Genomic DNA, 13,510 nt, shown 5'->3' on the forward strand with positions numbered 1-13,510 from the left:
GCGGGCGACAGGCCATGGGCGGAAGAGGAAGTCTGCCATTCGCCACGCAGAGTGTCGCGCCGACTCCCAGTGCCCGACGATGGTCCCGATCGACACCGCTCGGGACCCTGCACAACCGTCCCTCGATGGGACATGTGGTATGAAAACAACAGGCGTCGAGCAATATAGCTTCGCGGGCCTCGGCCAGCTTGTTCCATATAGTCAAACGCATCCGCCTCCCCGTAACAATTGTGCAACGCCGCACAACGGCAGGCTAAGGGGGAAATCATGCGTTGGACGACCTGGATGATACGTTCGTCGAGCATGGCGCTGAGCGCCGGACTGCTGCTGACGGCGAATGGCGCCGCCGCGCAATTGGCCACCGACCCGCAAACGCCGACGGCCGCTGCGTCGACCGAGGCCCCGGTCGACGACATCATCGTCACCGGCTCGCGCATCCGGCGCGATCCCCTAGATCAGCCATCGCCCATCACGACCGTCGATGATGCCGCGATCGCCCGCACCGGCCTGGCATCGGTCGCCGACGTGCTTCAGCGCCTTCCGGCCTCGTCCGGCGGCCTCAATTCCAAGTTCAACAGCTCCGGCAATTTCGGCAATCCGCCGGACGGGGGCGGCGTCGGCGCGGGGTCCGCGGTGCTCGACCTGCGCTATCTCGGCCCCAAGCGGACGCTGGTGCTCGTCGACGGCCTCCGCTTCGTCAACGGCGCCTCGGCCAGCGGCATCCCGTCGACCGTCGACCTCAACTCCATTCCGACGTCGATGATCGAGCGGATCGAGGTGCTGCAATCCGGCGCCTCGCCGCAATATGGGTCCGACGCGATCGCCGGCGTGGTGAACATCATCACCAAGCAGAACCAGAAGGGCTTCAAGGGATCGGCGCAATATGGCCAGTATCTCGGCGACAATGACGGCAAGACCCAGGATTACCAGCTCAGCTACGGCGTCGGGAGCCAGGGCGTCCATGTCGTCGCCGGCGGTTATTACACCAAACAGGATTCCGTGAGCGCCGCCGACCGTGACATCTCGCGATTCCCCAATCCCGGCCAGACCAGCTGCGCGGACCCGATCGGTGGCTGTTCCAGCTTCACGCCGCTCGGCCGCTTCCTCGTCAACGGCCAGAACCTGACGCTGCGAGGACCGGTGGCCTCGGGCCGGCCGGTCTATGACCCCACGCTGGCGACCGGCGATTTCAAGGCGTTCACGGCGGCGGACCGGTTCAACTTCGCGCCGTTCAACTATTTCCTGACGCCGGTCGAACGCTATGGCGGCTTCGTCAACACGCGGGCCGAATTCTCCGACGCGCTCAACCTCCGGGTGAAGGCGGTGTACAATCGCCGCAATTCGCAGAACCAGGCGGCGTTCCTGCCGCTGGGTATCGGTCCCGACGTGGGCAACGGCAATATGCTCGACACGCTGTCGGTCGATGCCACCAACCCGTACAACCCGTTCGGCGTGACGCTGACGCCCGGACAGAATTACACCGCGATCTTCCGCCGCCTCGTCGAGGCGGGCCAGCGCACCTACAGCCAGACGGTCGATACCCTGTCGCTGACCGGCACGCTGGACGGCAAGTTCCAGATGTTCGGCCGCAACTGGTATTGGGACGCCAGCGCGGTGATCGGCTATAACGACGCCAAGCAGCTGTTCACCGGGAACATCAACGCGGCACGGCTGGCCCGGGCGATCGGGCCGGTCAGCCAGTGCACGGGCGACTGCGTACCGTTCAACTTCTTCGGCGGCGTGGGATCGATCACCCCGGCGATGCTCGGCTATATCGGCTTCGACGAGCGCGACCGCAGCCGCCAGGTGCTGAACGACTATACCGCCAACCTCTCCGGCGAGCTGTTCGACCTGCCCGGCGGCCCGGTCGGCATCGCGATCGGATATGAGCATCGCTACCAGTTCGGCAGCTTCACGCCCGACCCGATCATCCAGGCCGGCCTGGGTGCCGACATCCCCGCGCAAGCCGCCAGCGGCCGCTTCAACGTCGATGAAGTCTATGGCGAAGTCCGCTTGCCGTTGCTGCGCGACATTCCGGCGATCGCATCGCTGGAGCTGAACGGTGCGGTCCGGCATTCCAATTATTCCACCTTCGGCAGCAATACGACCTATAGCGGCGGCGCCTTGTGGAAGCCGGTCAACGACCTGCTCCTGCGCGGGCAATATGCGGAATCGCTGCGCGCGCCCTCGATCGGCGAGTTGTTCGGCGCCCAATCACGCTTCGACGCGTCGATCGACGACCCCTGCACCAGTGCCAGCGGCGGCCTGTTCCAGTCGAACGGGACCGTCCGGGCCAACTGCATCGCCAATGGCGTCCCCGCCAATGGCAGCTATGCCGAACCATCGGGCCAGCTGCCCGTGCTCACCGGCGGCAACCGCAACCTGCAACCGGAAACGGCGCGCACCCTGCTGTTCGGTGGCGTCTACAGCCCGCGTTGGGCGCGTGGCGGCACCCTGTCGGCGCTCAGCCTCGAGGTGAATTACTACGACATCAAGGTGAACGGCGCGATCGCTTCGATCCCGGCGCAGGTGTTGCTCAGCCGCTGCGCGCAGACGGGCGACACGCTCAGCTGCGCCGCCGTGCGCCGCGCGCCCAGCGGTATCGTGACGGCGATCAACGGCCTGCTGCTCAACACCGGCGGCATCCGCACCAAGGGCATCGACGCCACCCTGACGGTCCGGTCGGGGGAAACCGGGGCGGGGCGGTTCGGCCTATACGTCTCGGGCAACTACCTGCTGAAGTATAGCGAGCGCACGCCCGCCACCACCGGCTTCGTGTCGACCGACTATGTCGGCACCGAACGCGGCTCGCCCGATCAGACCTATCCGCATTTCAAGGGTCTCGGTACGATCGACTGGTCGATCGGACCGGTCACGGCCAGCGTCACCGGACGCTATATCGACAATGTGCAGGAGATCGCGGCGAACAACGAGCTGAAGAGCCGGCTCTATGGCGACGTGCAGCTTCAGTTCCGGCCGGCATGGCTGGATTCGCAGGTTGCGCTGACCCTCGGCGTCAACAATGTCTTCGACAAGGACCCGCCGGCCTGCTTCAGTTGCAGCCTCAACAATTACGATCCGACCACCTACGATATCCCAGGTCGGTTCGGCTATCTTCGACTATCCTACGGCTTCTGACCGAGTCCCCCGCAGATCGCTCGGCGCGATCTGCGGGGAGGATCAAGGTGGAGCCGAAGCGATCGGCGAACACCGCTCCGGTCACGCGCGGTAATTTGGGTGTTCCGGCGCAAGCCTCTCAAGCGGCTCACATCCGTTTCGACAATCCTTTGTCGAGCATAACCTCGCCTTGTTGCCTCTTCGACCAATGGCGGGCAAAGGCATCCCCATTAGCGCCGATGGGCCCGTCATTGCGTTCGATGACGGCGGGGCGTTGGGGATAATGCGGGGGCGCCGATGGTCCTGATCAAGACCGGCCTGATCTATTTCGATCAGGCAATACGCCAGGGATCGATCCGCAAGGCTGCGGAATCGCTGAATATCGCATCGTCGGCCGTCAACCGGCAGCTTTTGCAGCTCGAGGACGAACTCGACGTGCAACTGTTCGTCCGCATGCCGCGCGGCATCCGTCCGACGGCGGCGGGCGAGGCGCTGCTCGGCTATATCCGTCGCTGGAAACGCGAGAGCGTCGCCCTGCATCACGAGATGCTGCGGCTGCGCGGCGGCGAACGTGGGCTGATCCGGATCGCCGCCGCCGAAAGCCTCGCCGACGACCTCGTGCCGCGGACGATCGCCCGCTTCCAGCACCGCTTCCCGCTGATCGAATTCTCGTTGCTGGCGGGCGACAACCATCGGGTGAAAGCGGAACTGCTGTCGAAGGACGCCGACGTGATCTGCGCCTTCGACCTGACGGGAACGTCGCGCACCGCGACCGTGGCGCATGTCCAGACGCCGATCGGCGTCGTCGTGCCGCCGGGCCACCCGCTCGCCCTGCTCGATCAGGTGACGCTGCCCGACTGCATACCCCATGCGGTCGTGACGCCGAACGACGACTGGCTGAAGCAGAGCGTCCTGTACGAGCTGTTCGACACGAGCGACGTGCCACTGAAGCGGGTCGCCACGGTCGAGCGGATCGATACGCTGAAGAACCTCGTCCGGGCCGGCATCGGCATCGCCTTCCTGTCGCGCATCGGCCTGGAGCGCGAAGTGGCGGCGGGCGAACTCTGCTGGGTTCCGCTGGCCGAGGGGATCGTCCGCCCGGCCAGCGTATCGATATTGCTGCAACGCGGCCGCGTGCTGCCCATCTATCTCAGCAGCTTTGTCGACATGCTCAAGGAAGAGTTTGCGCGGCTGGACGCCTAGGCGGCGGTGCCGGGACGATATCGCCCTCCGCCGCACCGGCGGCGATGCGGATCATCGGCTGCCGGACACGCAATCAACTCCCCCGATAGGTGGAATAGCTATAGGGCGAGACGAGCAACGGCACGTGATAATGCCCGCCGTCCCGTCCGATACCGAAATCGATCGTCACCCGGTCGATAAAGGGAGGATCGGCCAGCGCCACTCCGGCCGTGCGGAAATAATCGGCGGTCGCGAAGCACAGCGCATGGCGTCCCGGCGACAGGCGCAGCGCGGCAAGTCCGGGGCACCGCCCGTCCGCATTGGTCATCCCTTCGAACAAGCACGCGCCATGCCCGTCGAGCAGGGTGACGGCGATCCCCGCCCCCGGGCGACCATGCGCGGTATCGAGGACATGAGTGGACAGCGTCGCGCTCATGCCGCCGCCTCGCTGCGTGGCCAGGTTCCGACGAATTCGGGTTCGTCATAGTCGAGATAGGCGGCGATCATCGCGTCGCGGTCGTCGAGGAACAATTGGTCGGCGACCCCCGCCACCAACCGGGGCAGCGCGTGGCGCAGTCCCGACAGCGCCGATGCCGATAGGCCCAGGCTGATGAGCCCCGAATAGTTGAACGCGAACAGCCCGTGCAGCGCGGTCGCATGGTCGGGCTCACGCGGCAGGAACTGGAAATTCGGCCCGAGATAGGGATGCGCGTCGATCAGCGGATGGGCTCCGGCGGTGTCGGCCGGGCGATACCGGTCGGACCAGCGCGCGATGCCGTCGGCGACCAGCGCCAATTCGGGCCGCAGCGCCGGATCGGTGACGAGGCCCGTGGACAGGACGAGGAAATCGAACGTCTCGGTTCCATGCGGCGTGGTGACCGCGACCCCCTCGCCGAGATCCGCCACGTCCAGCCATGGCGTGCCGAGATGCAGGTGGAAGCCGGGCAGCCCCGAGGCGCGGTCGAACGTGTCGTTGGTCGGCGGCTGGCTGCGGTCGAAAAAGGCCTGCATCATCCGATATTTGGCGGCATCGTCCAGCGCCGGGAAGCGCCCGATGATGCCGCTGCGCTCCATGTGCCGGATCGGATTGACCCGCGGCAATGCCGGGCGTCGAACGAAGACATGCGCCTCCGCGACACCCGCGCAAAGCGCCGCATGGGCGTTGTCGAACGCCGATGCCCCCGCCCCCAGCAACGCGATCCGTTTACCGGCCAGCGCCGCATAGTCGATCGCGGCGGAGGTATGGGCGTAGCGCGTGGGCGGCAGGCGGTCGCGGACCAGAGGCGGCACATGCCAGTGGCCGCCCCCCTGGATCCCCGTCGCCAGCACCACCTTGCGCGCGAGGAGCGCGGTGCCGTCGCCCAGATGGACGCGGAACCGCCCGCCCAGCGGTTCGATCAGCGAGACTCGCGCATCGTTGCGCACCGGCAGGTTCAGCACGGCACGATACCAGCGCAGATACGCCATCCAGTCGCGACGCGGGATCTTGTCCAGCGCGTCCCAGCCCTCGCTGCCATGCTGCGCCTCCCAAAAGGCGCGGAAGGTCAGCGACGGCAGGCCCAGGTCGATCGCGGTCAGATGCTTGGGCGTGCGCAGCGTCATCATCCGCGCATAGGTGTCCCAGGGACCCTCATAGCCGGCCGGGTTTTCGTCCAGCACCACTATGTCGGTCACGCGTTCGCGCAGCAGCCCGAACGCCGCGCCCAAGCCGCTCTGCCCGCCGCCGACGATGATGACGTCATGGACGTGGCCCTCCGCGCCGTCGCGCGGCATGGTCCAGCCGGGACCGCCATGCGCGAGGCGCTGGAGGTCGGTCGCAACCTGCTCAGCCAGGGCGGCGAGGCCGATGGGTCGGGTCATGCCAGGGTCTCCAGTCGCAAGCGGACGATATGGCCGATCTCGTTCATCGCCGTCGCCACCTCGGTTTCGCGATCATTCTCCAGGCGTTCGGCCATCGCGCGCAGGATGCCCGCCCGGTCGGTGCGCCGGACGCAGATGACGAAGGGAAAGCCGAACCGCGCGCCATAGGCGGCGTTCAGCGCATGGAAGCGCTCGAACTCCGGCGCGGTCATGCGGTCCAGCCCGGCGGATGCCTGTTCGCTTTGCGATTCGGCGGTCAGCGTGCCGGCGATGGCGGCCCGCCCGGCAAGTTCGGGATGGGCGCGGATCACCGACACGCGTTCGTCCGGCGAGGCATCCGCCAGCACCGCGACGATCCCTTCGGCAAGATCGGCGAAGGGCCGCCGGGCCGCCGCGCGCTCGACCACCCAGGGCGAATGCTCGACCACGCAGGCATAGCGCGCGACGAACGCTTCGGACGACAGGGTGTTGAAGTCCTGATCGGTCATGATCCCGTCCCTTCGATCGAGACATGGGCGGCGACGACCTTCCACCCGTCGGCGAACCGGACCCAGGTCTGACTCTGGCGTCCGCGCCGGGCATCGCCGTCGCGGAAGAATTCGGCATTGGCGGTGGCATGATCGCGGCCGAACGCATGGATGGCGACCGTGCCCAGCCGCCGCTGCGGTGATCCGCCGCGCCCTTCACGAAACGCGCGGATCGCGTCCGCGCCGTACAGCACCTCGCCCACGCCGTAACGGATCGTGGTCGGATGGTCGTGGAACAGCCGGTCCATCGCCGGCACGTCATCGGCCATCAATGCCGCTTCATAGGCGGTGAAGGCGGCCATCACCTCCGCCACCACATCGGGTTCGTCGATGATCATTTCGGGTGTCATGCCGGGTGCACCTGTTGCCAGTGGTGGGCGATATCGATGCGGCGCGCGATCCACGCATCGCCGCTGGCGACCACATGATCGACGAAGCGGGCCAGTGCCGCCGCGCGGGCCGGCCGGCCGGCGATGCGGCCGTGCAAGCCGATCGACATCATCCGCCCCCCCTCGGCGCGCAACTGCTCGAACGTGTCGCGCAGGTAGCGGAAGAAGGGCTCGCCATCGGCAAAGCCGTTATAGGCGACGAACTTCATGTCGTTGGCATCGAGCGTATAGGGCACGACCAGTTGCGCCCGCCCGCCATTGGCGGCGGCATGGCGACGATCCCAATAGGGCAGGTCGTCGGCATAGCTGTCGGCATCATAGACGAACCCGCCCTCGGCAGCGACCAGCGCTGCGGTCGCCGGCGAGGTGCGCCCCTGATACCAGCCGAGCGGGCGCGTGCCGGTCAGCCGGGTGTGGAGCGCGATCGCCTCGGCGATGTGCGCGCGCTCCAGCTCGGCCGGGACATATTGATAATCGATCCAGCGCAGGCCGTGGCTGGCGATCTCCCATCCGGCGGACAGCATCGCATCGACCGCCGCCGGGTTGCCGGCCATCGCGGTGGCGACCGCAAAGGCCGTCACCGGCACCCGCCGCTCGGCGAACAGCCGGTGCAGCCGCCAGAAGCCGGCGCGCGCGCCATATTCGTACAGGCTCTCCATCGCCATCGCGCGCGCGGGGTGGCTGGCCGCGCCGACCATTTCGGACAGGAACGCCTCCGACCCGGCATCACCGTGCAGGACGCTATTCTCCGCGCCCTCCTCGACATTGACGACGAACTGGACCGCGACGCGTGCGCCGCCGGGCCAACGCGGATCGGGCGGCGACGCGCCATAGCCGATCAGGTCGCGCGCGGCGCTCACGCCGCATAGCTTTCGAGCGCGGCATCCACCCCGGCCCCCGAGGGCAGCGCCAGCCCCTCGGCGCGCAACACCGCCTCCAGCGCCGCCAGCGTCAGCAGCACCTTATGCTTCATCGCATTGTAGCCCATCGCGCCGATCCGCCAGACCTTGCCCTGCAAGGGTCCGAAGGCGGTGCCGATCTCGATCTCGAAATCCTCGCGCATCCGGGCGCGGACCCGCTCGCCGTCGACGCCGTCCGGAATGACGATGCCGGTGACGTTGGTCATGCGGAAACGATCGTCGCCGAACACCTCCAGTCCCAGCGCGCGGGCCCCTGCCACCACCGCCCGCCCCGCGGCTGCATGGCGTCCGAACCGCGCCGGCAACCCCTCGCCCAGCGCGACGCGGGCGCATTCGCGCGCGCCGTACAACATGGTCGTGGCTTCGGTATGGTGGTTCAGCCGCTTCTCCGACCAATAATCCATGATCATGGCGAGATCGAAATAGTTGGTGCCGATGCGCACGCCGGCGGCGTCGGTCAGGTCGGCGCGGCGGATGCCCTTTTCGACATGGCGGCGACCCAGGATGTGCTCGGCGGCGCGCGCAGAGATGGTGATCGGCGCCGACCCCGACGGACCGCCCAGGCATTTCTGCAAGCCCCCGGTGACGATATCCGCACCCCAGGAGTCGGTGGCGATCTCCATCCCGCCGATCGTCGCGGTCGCATCGACATAGAGATAGGCCCCCGCCGCGCGACACAATGCCCCGACCCCGTCGAGCGGCTGCGCCATGGTGGTCGAGGTATCGCCATGGACGCAGGCCACGACCATCGGGCCGGTCCGTTCGATCGCGTCGGCGATGACGTCGATCGGCACGGTCTGCCCCCAAGGCACCGACAGCCGCTCGACATGTGCGCCGATCCGTTCCCCAATCTCCTGCAGCAGCAGCCCGAAGCGCCCGAAATCGATCACCAGCAACCGGTCGCCGGGAGCCAGCAACGACACCAGCGAGGCCTCGATCGCTGCACGCGCGGTGCCGTCGACCAGGAAGGTCCACTGGTTTTCGGTCCCGAACACCGGCCGATACAAGGCCATCACCTGGTTCATATAACCGGTCATTTCCGGATCGAACTGGCCAAGCAGGTCGGCGCTCATCGCTCGCAGCACGCGCGGATGGGCGTTGACCGGCCCGGGTCCCATCAGCAGGCGCTGCGGCGGATCGATCTCGCCGAAAAAGTCAGGCGTCACGATATTCGTCTCCCAATCGGTCGATAAAACCGCGCATGGCGGCAAAGGCGGAGTCGGCGTCGGCCGGATCGACATGCTCGGCCGGATGATGGCTGATCCCGCCGGCGCAGCGGATGAACAGCATCGCGACCGGCCCCAGCGCGACCATCGCCATCGCGTCATGCCCCGCCCCCGACATCAGCCGTCGCGACGGCTGCCCCGTGGCGACCACCGCGTCGTCGAGCAGGTCCATCAGCCGGGGATCGCACGGGCATGGCGGCAGGTCGTGGATCGTCGCGACGGCCAGGGTCACGCTCCGCGCCCGCGCGATGGCCCGCATCGCCTGCCCGATCGCCGTGCCCGCCCGGTCGCGACGGTCGGTGGCTCCCGCGCGGATGTCGACGGTAAAGCGAACCTCGCCCGCGATCACATTGGCGGCCCCCGGCGCGACCTCGATCCGGCCGACCGTCGCGACCAGATCGGATGCGGCGGCGCAGGCGATATCCTCGATCGCCGACACCATGCGCGCAGCGGCGGCCAGCGCATCGCGGCGCAGGGGCATCGTCACCGTCCCGGCATGGCCCGCGACGCCGGTGACCGTCACTTCCAGGCGCAACTGGGCCGCGATGCCGGTGACGGTTCCCAGCGCCAGCCTGTCGGCTTCCAGGACCGGCCCCTGCTCGATATGCGCTTCCAGATAGGCGAGCATCGTGCCGGGCGCACGGCGCGCGGTGGCAAGCGTGGCGGCGGCGCTGCCGAACTCCCGCAACGCGGCGTCGACGCTGATCCCCGCCGCGTCGGCCATGTCGGCCGCGTCCGGATGCAGCGTTCCCGCCACCGCGCGGCTGCCCAGCATCGCGGCGGGAAAGCGCGACCCTTCCTCGTCGCCGAACCCGATCACCTCGATCGCGAAGGGCAGCCGGCGCCCGTCCGCATGGAGCGCGGCCACGCATTCGATGCCCAGCATCACGCCCAGCGGTCCATCATAGGCACCGCCGTCGCGCACGCTGTCGAGATGGCTGCCGATCACCAGCGCGGGTGCGTCCGGCCGCGTTCCTTCATACCGGCCGATCAGGTTGATCGCGGCGTCGCGGCGAACGGTCATGCCCGCCGCGGCCATCCATTCACCGACCCGGTCGATGGTCGCGCGATAGGCCGGTGTCAGCCAGCCGCGAAACAATCGGTCCGCCCGGTCGCTATAGGGTGACCGCGACAGTTCGAGGCAGCGTGCCACCGCGCGGGCACCGGATGCGGCCACCGTCACCATGTCGCCACCATCCCGTCGCTGCGCGGGTCGGCCGCGCCTTCGATCGCACCGTCCGGATGCCGCACGATCGCCCCGGCATGGCCCATCATCGACGACCAGGCCGACACGGGCTCGACGGCATGGCCCGCCGCCGCCAGTTGCGCGTAGAGCGCCAAGTCGAACCCCGCCTCGATCTTCAGCGTCGTGCTCTGGTCGCCCCAGGTGCGGCCCAGCAACCAGCGCGGCGCATCCACCGCCGCCTGCAACGGCGCGCCGAACAGCGCATAGCGGGTGAAGACCGCCGCTTGCGTCTGCGGCTGCCCCTCGCCCCCCATCGTGCCATAGGCCATGACGCGACCATCATCGAACCGCGCCAGCGCCGGATTGAGCGTATGGAACGGCCGCGCGCCGGGACGCAGCCGGTTGGGGCCGTCGCCGTCCAGCGCGAAGGAGCATCCCCGGTTCTGCCAGACGATGCCGGTCTGCGGCAGCACGATGCCCGATCCGAATTCGAAATAGGTGCTCTGGATGCAGCTGACGACCTGCCCCCGCGCGTCGGCGGCACCGAACCAGGTCGTGTCTCCCAGCGCCGGGGGATGGGGCCAGGGCGCGGCGCGGGCCGGATCGATCGCCGCCGCCATCCGGTCGAGCGCCGCGCCGTCGTCCAACAGGGCCTGCGCGTCAGCGACCATCGTGGCCGGATCGCCGACATGCGCGTCGCGCCAGCGAAACGCCTGTTTCGTCGCCTCCACCAGCCGATGGACATGGTCGAAGCCCTCGCCCTCGGCGGCACGCAGCCGGTCGAACAGCGCGAGGATCAGGAGCGACGCTACCCCTTGCGTCGGTGGCGGCAGGTTGAACAGGCGCGCCCCCTCGATCCCGACCGACAGTGGCGGGACGGTCCGTGCGGCAAAGGCGGCAAGGTCGGCGGCCGCGACAGGGCTGCCGACCGCAGCCAGATCGTCGGCGATCGCCTGCGCCAGTGCGCCGCGGTAGAACCCGTCCAGCCCCTCACCCGCCAGCCGTTCCAGCGTCGCCGCCAAGGCCGGCTGCCGCAGCAAATCGCCCTCCGCCAGCGGCCGCCCGTCCGGTTCGAAGATGTGGGCATAGTCGCCGGGAAGCGCGCGCAGCGCGGAAGAGACGGCCGAAGCGACCTGCGCGCCGCCGCTGGTCACGACCACGCCGTGGCGCGCATGATGGATCGCGTCGCGCAACAGCCGGTCGGGCGGCAGCGTCGCGTGGCTGTGCTCGAGCGCGGCCAGCCATCCCGCGACCGTCCCCGCCACGGTGTTCGCCGCCAATGCCCCGCGCCACGGGATCGTCGCAAGGTCGCGGTACAGCGCGCGATCGGCCGCCAACGCCGCCGCGCCGCATCCGTCGATCGCCCAGCTTCGCCCATCCGGCTCGGCGACCAGCCAGAAACCGTCGCCGCCGATGCCGGTCATGTGGGGATAGACGACCGCGAGGCAGGCGGCGGTCGCCACCGCCGCCTCCACGGCGGAGCCACCGTCGGCCAGCACGTCGCGGCCGGCCTGCGCCGCGAGATGATGGGGCGCGCTGACCATGCCGCGCAGCGAACGGGGGGTCGCGCGCATCATGCCGCCTCCGCCTCTTGCGGGGCGGGCGTGCAGGCGACCAGCCCCGCCGCGACCAGCGCCGATGCCGTTTCGAACAGCAACGCCTCCCGGCCCGGCGCGGCGATCAATTGCACCCCGATCGGCATCGCGTCCTCCGGCAGGGAGAGAGGCACCGACAGGATGGGCACGCCCGCCAGGCTCAGCGGCTGGGTATGCAGACCCAAATCGGCCCGGGCCGACAGCGTCTCGCCATCGACGACGATCGTCGTCGCATCGATGCGCGGCGCGGACATCGGTGTCGATGGCGCCAGCAACAGGTCGTGCCCGGCCAGTGCGGCCAGAAGCTCGGCGGTGAAGCGCTCCGCGACCGCCTCCGCCTCGCGCACCGCCGCCACCGGTTGGAGCGCGCCGGCGATCAGCCGGTCGCGCGTCGCCGGTTCGAACGCCACGGCGTCGCGGCGCAGGGCCGCCAGATGGCGATATCCCCCCTCGGCCCCGGTCAACACGAAGCCGGCGGAGCGCGCGGCGGCAGCGGAGGGCAACACGATCGGCGGCCCTGCACCCAGATGTGCGGCGATACGGTCGATCCCGGCCAGGACCATCGCATCGGCCCGCGCCGCGAACCAGCCGCCCAGCACCGCGACGCGCGACGCGGCTCCCGCGGGTCGGAGCGCCTGGCCAAGCATCACGGCATGGGCGATGGCGAGGTCCTTCGGCGACCGCGTGAAGCCGCCCACCGTGTCCAGCCGCTCGACGAAGGGATAGGCTCCCTCGACCGACACGGCGCCGAAGCTGGGGCGCAGGCCATAGACGCCGCACAGGCTGGCCGGCACCCGGATCGATCCGTTGGTATCCGATCCCAGCGCCAGCGGCACCAGCCCCGCGCCGACCAGCGCCGCCGCGCCGCCCGACGATCCGCCCGCCAGTCGTTCGGGATCATGGGGATTGCGGGTGGTGCCGTAATGGCTGTTCTCGGTCGAGAAACCATAGGCGAATTCGTCCATGTTGGTCGTCGCGACCAGCACCGCCCCCGCCGCGCACAAGCGCGCGACGACCTCGGCATCGCGGGATGCCGGCGGGGCCGCCGCGCGTTGGCGTGCGCCGGCGGTGGTCGTCTCCCCGGCAACGTCGAACAAATCCTTGACCGCAAAGGGTACGCCGGCCAGCGGCCCCGGATCGCCACCGGTGGCGACCACCGCATCGACCCGCATCGCATCGGCTAGCGCCCGCCGATGCAGCAGCCGGGTCGACGCGTTCATCCGGTCCTGCGTCGCGATGCGGTCCAGCGTCTCGGTCGCGATCGCCTGCGCGGACCGTCGTCCGGCCCGGACGTCGGCGGCGATGGCGCGGGCCGTTGCGGCGGGCCGGGTCATCGCCCCTCCTCCGCCAGCGCGTCGCGCACGACGCCATGATGCCGCGCCAGCAACCGCTGGTTGGCGATCACGCCGTCCAGCGCCGCTGCCGGGATGACCAGCCCGAGCCGCTCGGCCAGCAGGAGGGTGAGACGGCGTTCGTCGTCGCTCGACTGGGTCATGCTATCGTCGCTC

General features: G+C 69.0%; 12 protein-coding genes. 2 read left to right on the forward strand and 10 right to left on the reverse strand.

Annotation, left to right across the window (positions count from 1 at the left end; all coding sequences use genetic code 11):
- Positions 1-267: 267 nt before the first annotated feature.
- Together BRX43_RS07315 and BRX43_RS07320 are read left to right on the forward strand one after the other, a co-directional pair.
- Positions 268-3,138, forward strand: a complete 2,871-nt coding sequence (locus tag BRX43_RS07315) for a TonB-dependent receptor (RefSeq protein ID WP_241214833.1) — start codon at positions 268-270, stop codon at positions 3,136-3,138.
- Between the two features lie 276 nt (positions 3,139-3,414).
- A complete protein-coding gene (locus tag BRX43_RS07320) occupies positions 3,415-4,320 on the forward strand; it encodes a LysR family transcriptional regulator (RefSeq protein WP_125994205.1) in 906 nt (301 codons plus the stop codon).
- Between the two features lie 73 nt (positions 4,321-4,393).
- Here the strand turns inward: BRX43_RS07320 and uraH are convergent, their stop codons facing one another.
- The 10 genes from uraH to BRX43_RS20250 are packed head-to-tail and all read right to left on the reverse strand — an operon-like array spanning position 4,394 to position 13,497.
- Positions 4,394-4,735, reverse strand: a complete 342-nt coding sequence (uraH, locus tag BRX43_RS07325; RefSeq protein WP_125994206.1) for a hydroxyisourate hydrolase — start codon at positions 4,733-4,735, stop codon at positions 4,394-4,396.
- Positions 4,732-6,159, reverse strand: coding sequence for an NAD(P)/FAD-dependent oxidoreductase (locus BRX43_RS07330; protein WP_125994207.1), 1,428 nt, complete (start codon positions 6,157-6,159; stop codon positions 4,732-4,734). The genes uraH and BRX43_RS07330 overlap by 4 nt, the downstream gene beginning before the upstream one ends.
- A complete protein-coding gene (uraD, locus tag BRX43_RS07335; protein ID WP_125994208.1) occupies positions 6,156-6,647 on the reverse strand; it encodes a 2-oxo-4-hydroxy-4-carboxy-5-ureidoimidazoline decarboxylase in 492 nt (163 codons plus the stop codon). Before uraD ends, BRX43_RS07330 begins: the two co-directional genes overlap by 4 nt.
- A complete protein-coding gene (gene hpxZ / locus BRX43_RS07340; protein WP_125994276.1) occupies positions 6,644-7,024 on the reverse strand; it encodes an oxalurate catabolism protein HpxZ in 381 nt (126 codons plus the stop codon). Before hpxZ ends, uraD begins: the two co-directional genes overlap by 4 nt.
- An 8-nt stretch (positions 7,025-7,032) precedes the next feature.
- Positions 7,033-7,935: an allantoinase PuuE gene (gene puuE / locus BRX43_RS07345; RefSeq protein WP_125994209.1), complete on the reverse strand. Its 903-nt coding sequence runs from the start codon at positions 7,933-7,935 to the stop codon at positions 7,033-7,035.
- On the reverse strand, positions 7,932-9,113 hold the full coding sequence (locus BRX43_RS07350; RefSeq protein WP_206433143.1) for an alanine--glyoxylate aminotransferase family protein: 1,182 nt from the start codon (positions 9,111-9,113) through the stop codon (positions 7,932-7,934). The genes puuE and BRX43_RS07350 overlap by 4 nt, the downstream gene beginning before the upstream one ends.
- A gap of 37 nt (positions 9,114-9,150) precedes the next feature.
- Complete coding sequence (locus tag BRX43_RS07355; RefSeq protein WP_125994211.1) at positions 9,151-10,407, reverse strand: allantoate amidohydrolase; 1,257 nt, start codon at positions 10,405-10,407, stop codon at positions 9,151-9,153.
- The gene (locus tag BRX43_RS07360) at positions 10,401-11,981 is read right to left on the reverse strand and encodes a gamma-glutamyltransferase (RefSeq protein WP_125994277.1); all 1,581 of its coding nucleotides are present in this window, start codon (positions 11,979-11,981) and stop codon (positions 10,401-10,403) included. Before BRX43_RS07360 ends, BRX43_RS07355 begins: the two co-directional genes overlap by 7 nt.
- The gene (locus tag BRX43_RS07365; protein WP_125994212.1) at positions 11,981-13,336 is read right to left on the reverse strand and encodes an AtzE family amidohydrolase; all 1,356 of its coding nucleotides are present in this window, start codon (positions 13,334-13,336) and stop codon (positions 11,981-11,983) included. Before BRX43_RS07365 ends, BRX43_RS07360 begins: the two co-directional genes overlap by 1 nt.
- Positions 13,333-13,497, reverse strand: coding sequence for a hypothetical protein (locus tag BRX43_RS20250; protein WP_164523555.1), 165 nt, complete (start codon positions 13,495-13,497; stop codon positions 13,333-13,335). The genes BRX43_RS07365 and BRX43_RS20250 overlap by 4 nt, the downstream gene beginning before the upstream one ends.
- Positions 13,498-13,510 lie beyond the last annotated feature (13 nt).

Origin of the sequence: Sphingomonas sp. S-NIH.Pt15_0812 (assembly GCF_003951315.1) — a bacterium.
Taxonomy (GTDB): Bacteria; Pseudomonadota; Alphaproteobacteria; order Sphingomonadales; family Sphingomonadaceae; genus Sphingomonas.

Coding starts and splice junctions, on each gene's coding strand:
- BRX43_RS07315 (WP_241214833.1), top strand. CDS start 268: ATGCGTTGGACGACCTGGATGATACGTTCGTCGAGCATGGCGCTGAGC.
- BRX43_RS07320 (WP_125994205.1), top strand. CDS start 3,415: ATGGTCCTGATCAAGACCGGCCTGATCTATTTCGATCAGGCAATACGC.
- uraH (WP_125994206.1), bottom strand. CDS start 4,735: ATGAGCGCGACGCTGTCCACTCATGTCCTCGATACCGCGCATGGTCGC.
- BRX43_RS07330 (WP_125994207.1), bottom strand. CDS start 6,159: ATGACCCGACCCATCGGCCTCGCCGCCCTGGCTGAGCAGGTTGCGACC.
- uraD (WP_125994208.1), bottom strand. CDS start 6,647: ATGACCGATCAGGACTTCAACACCCTGTCGTCCGAAGCGTTCGTCGCG.
- hpxZ (WP_125994276.1), bottom strand. CDS start 7,024: ATGATCATCGACGAACCCGATGTGGTGGCGGAGGTGATGGCCGCCTTC.
- BRX43_RS07350 (WP_206433143.1), bottom strand. CDS start 9,113: ATGGGACCCGGGCCGGTCAACGCCCATCCGCGCGTGCTGCGAGCGATG.
- BRX43_RS07355 (WP_125994211.1), bottom strand. CDS start 10,407: ATGGTGACGGTGGCCGCATCCGGTGCCCGCGCGGTGGCACGCTGCCTC.
- BRX43_RS07360 (WP_125994277.1), bottom strand. CDS start 11,981: ATGCGCGCGACCCCCCGTTCGCTGCGCGGCATGGTCAGCGCGCCCCAT.
- BRX43_RS07365 (WP_125994212.1), bottom strand. CDS start 13,336: ATGACCCGGCCCGCCGCAACGGCCCGCGCCATCGCCGCCGACGTCCGG.
- BRX43_RS20250 (WP_164523555.1), bottom strand. CDS start 13,497: ATGACCCAGTCGAGCGACGACGAACGCCGTCTCACCCTCCTGCTGGCC.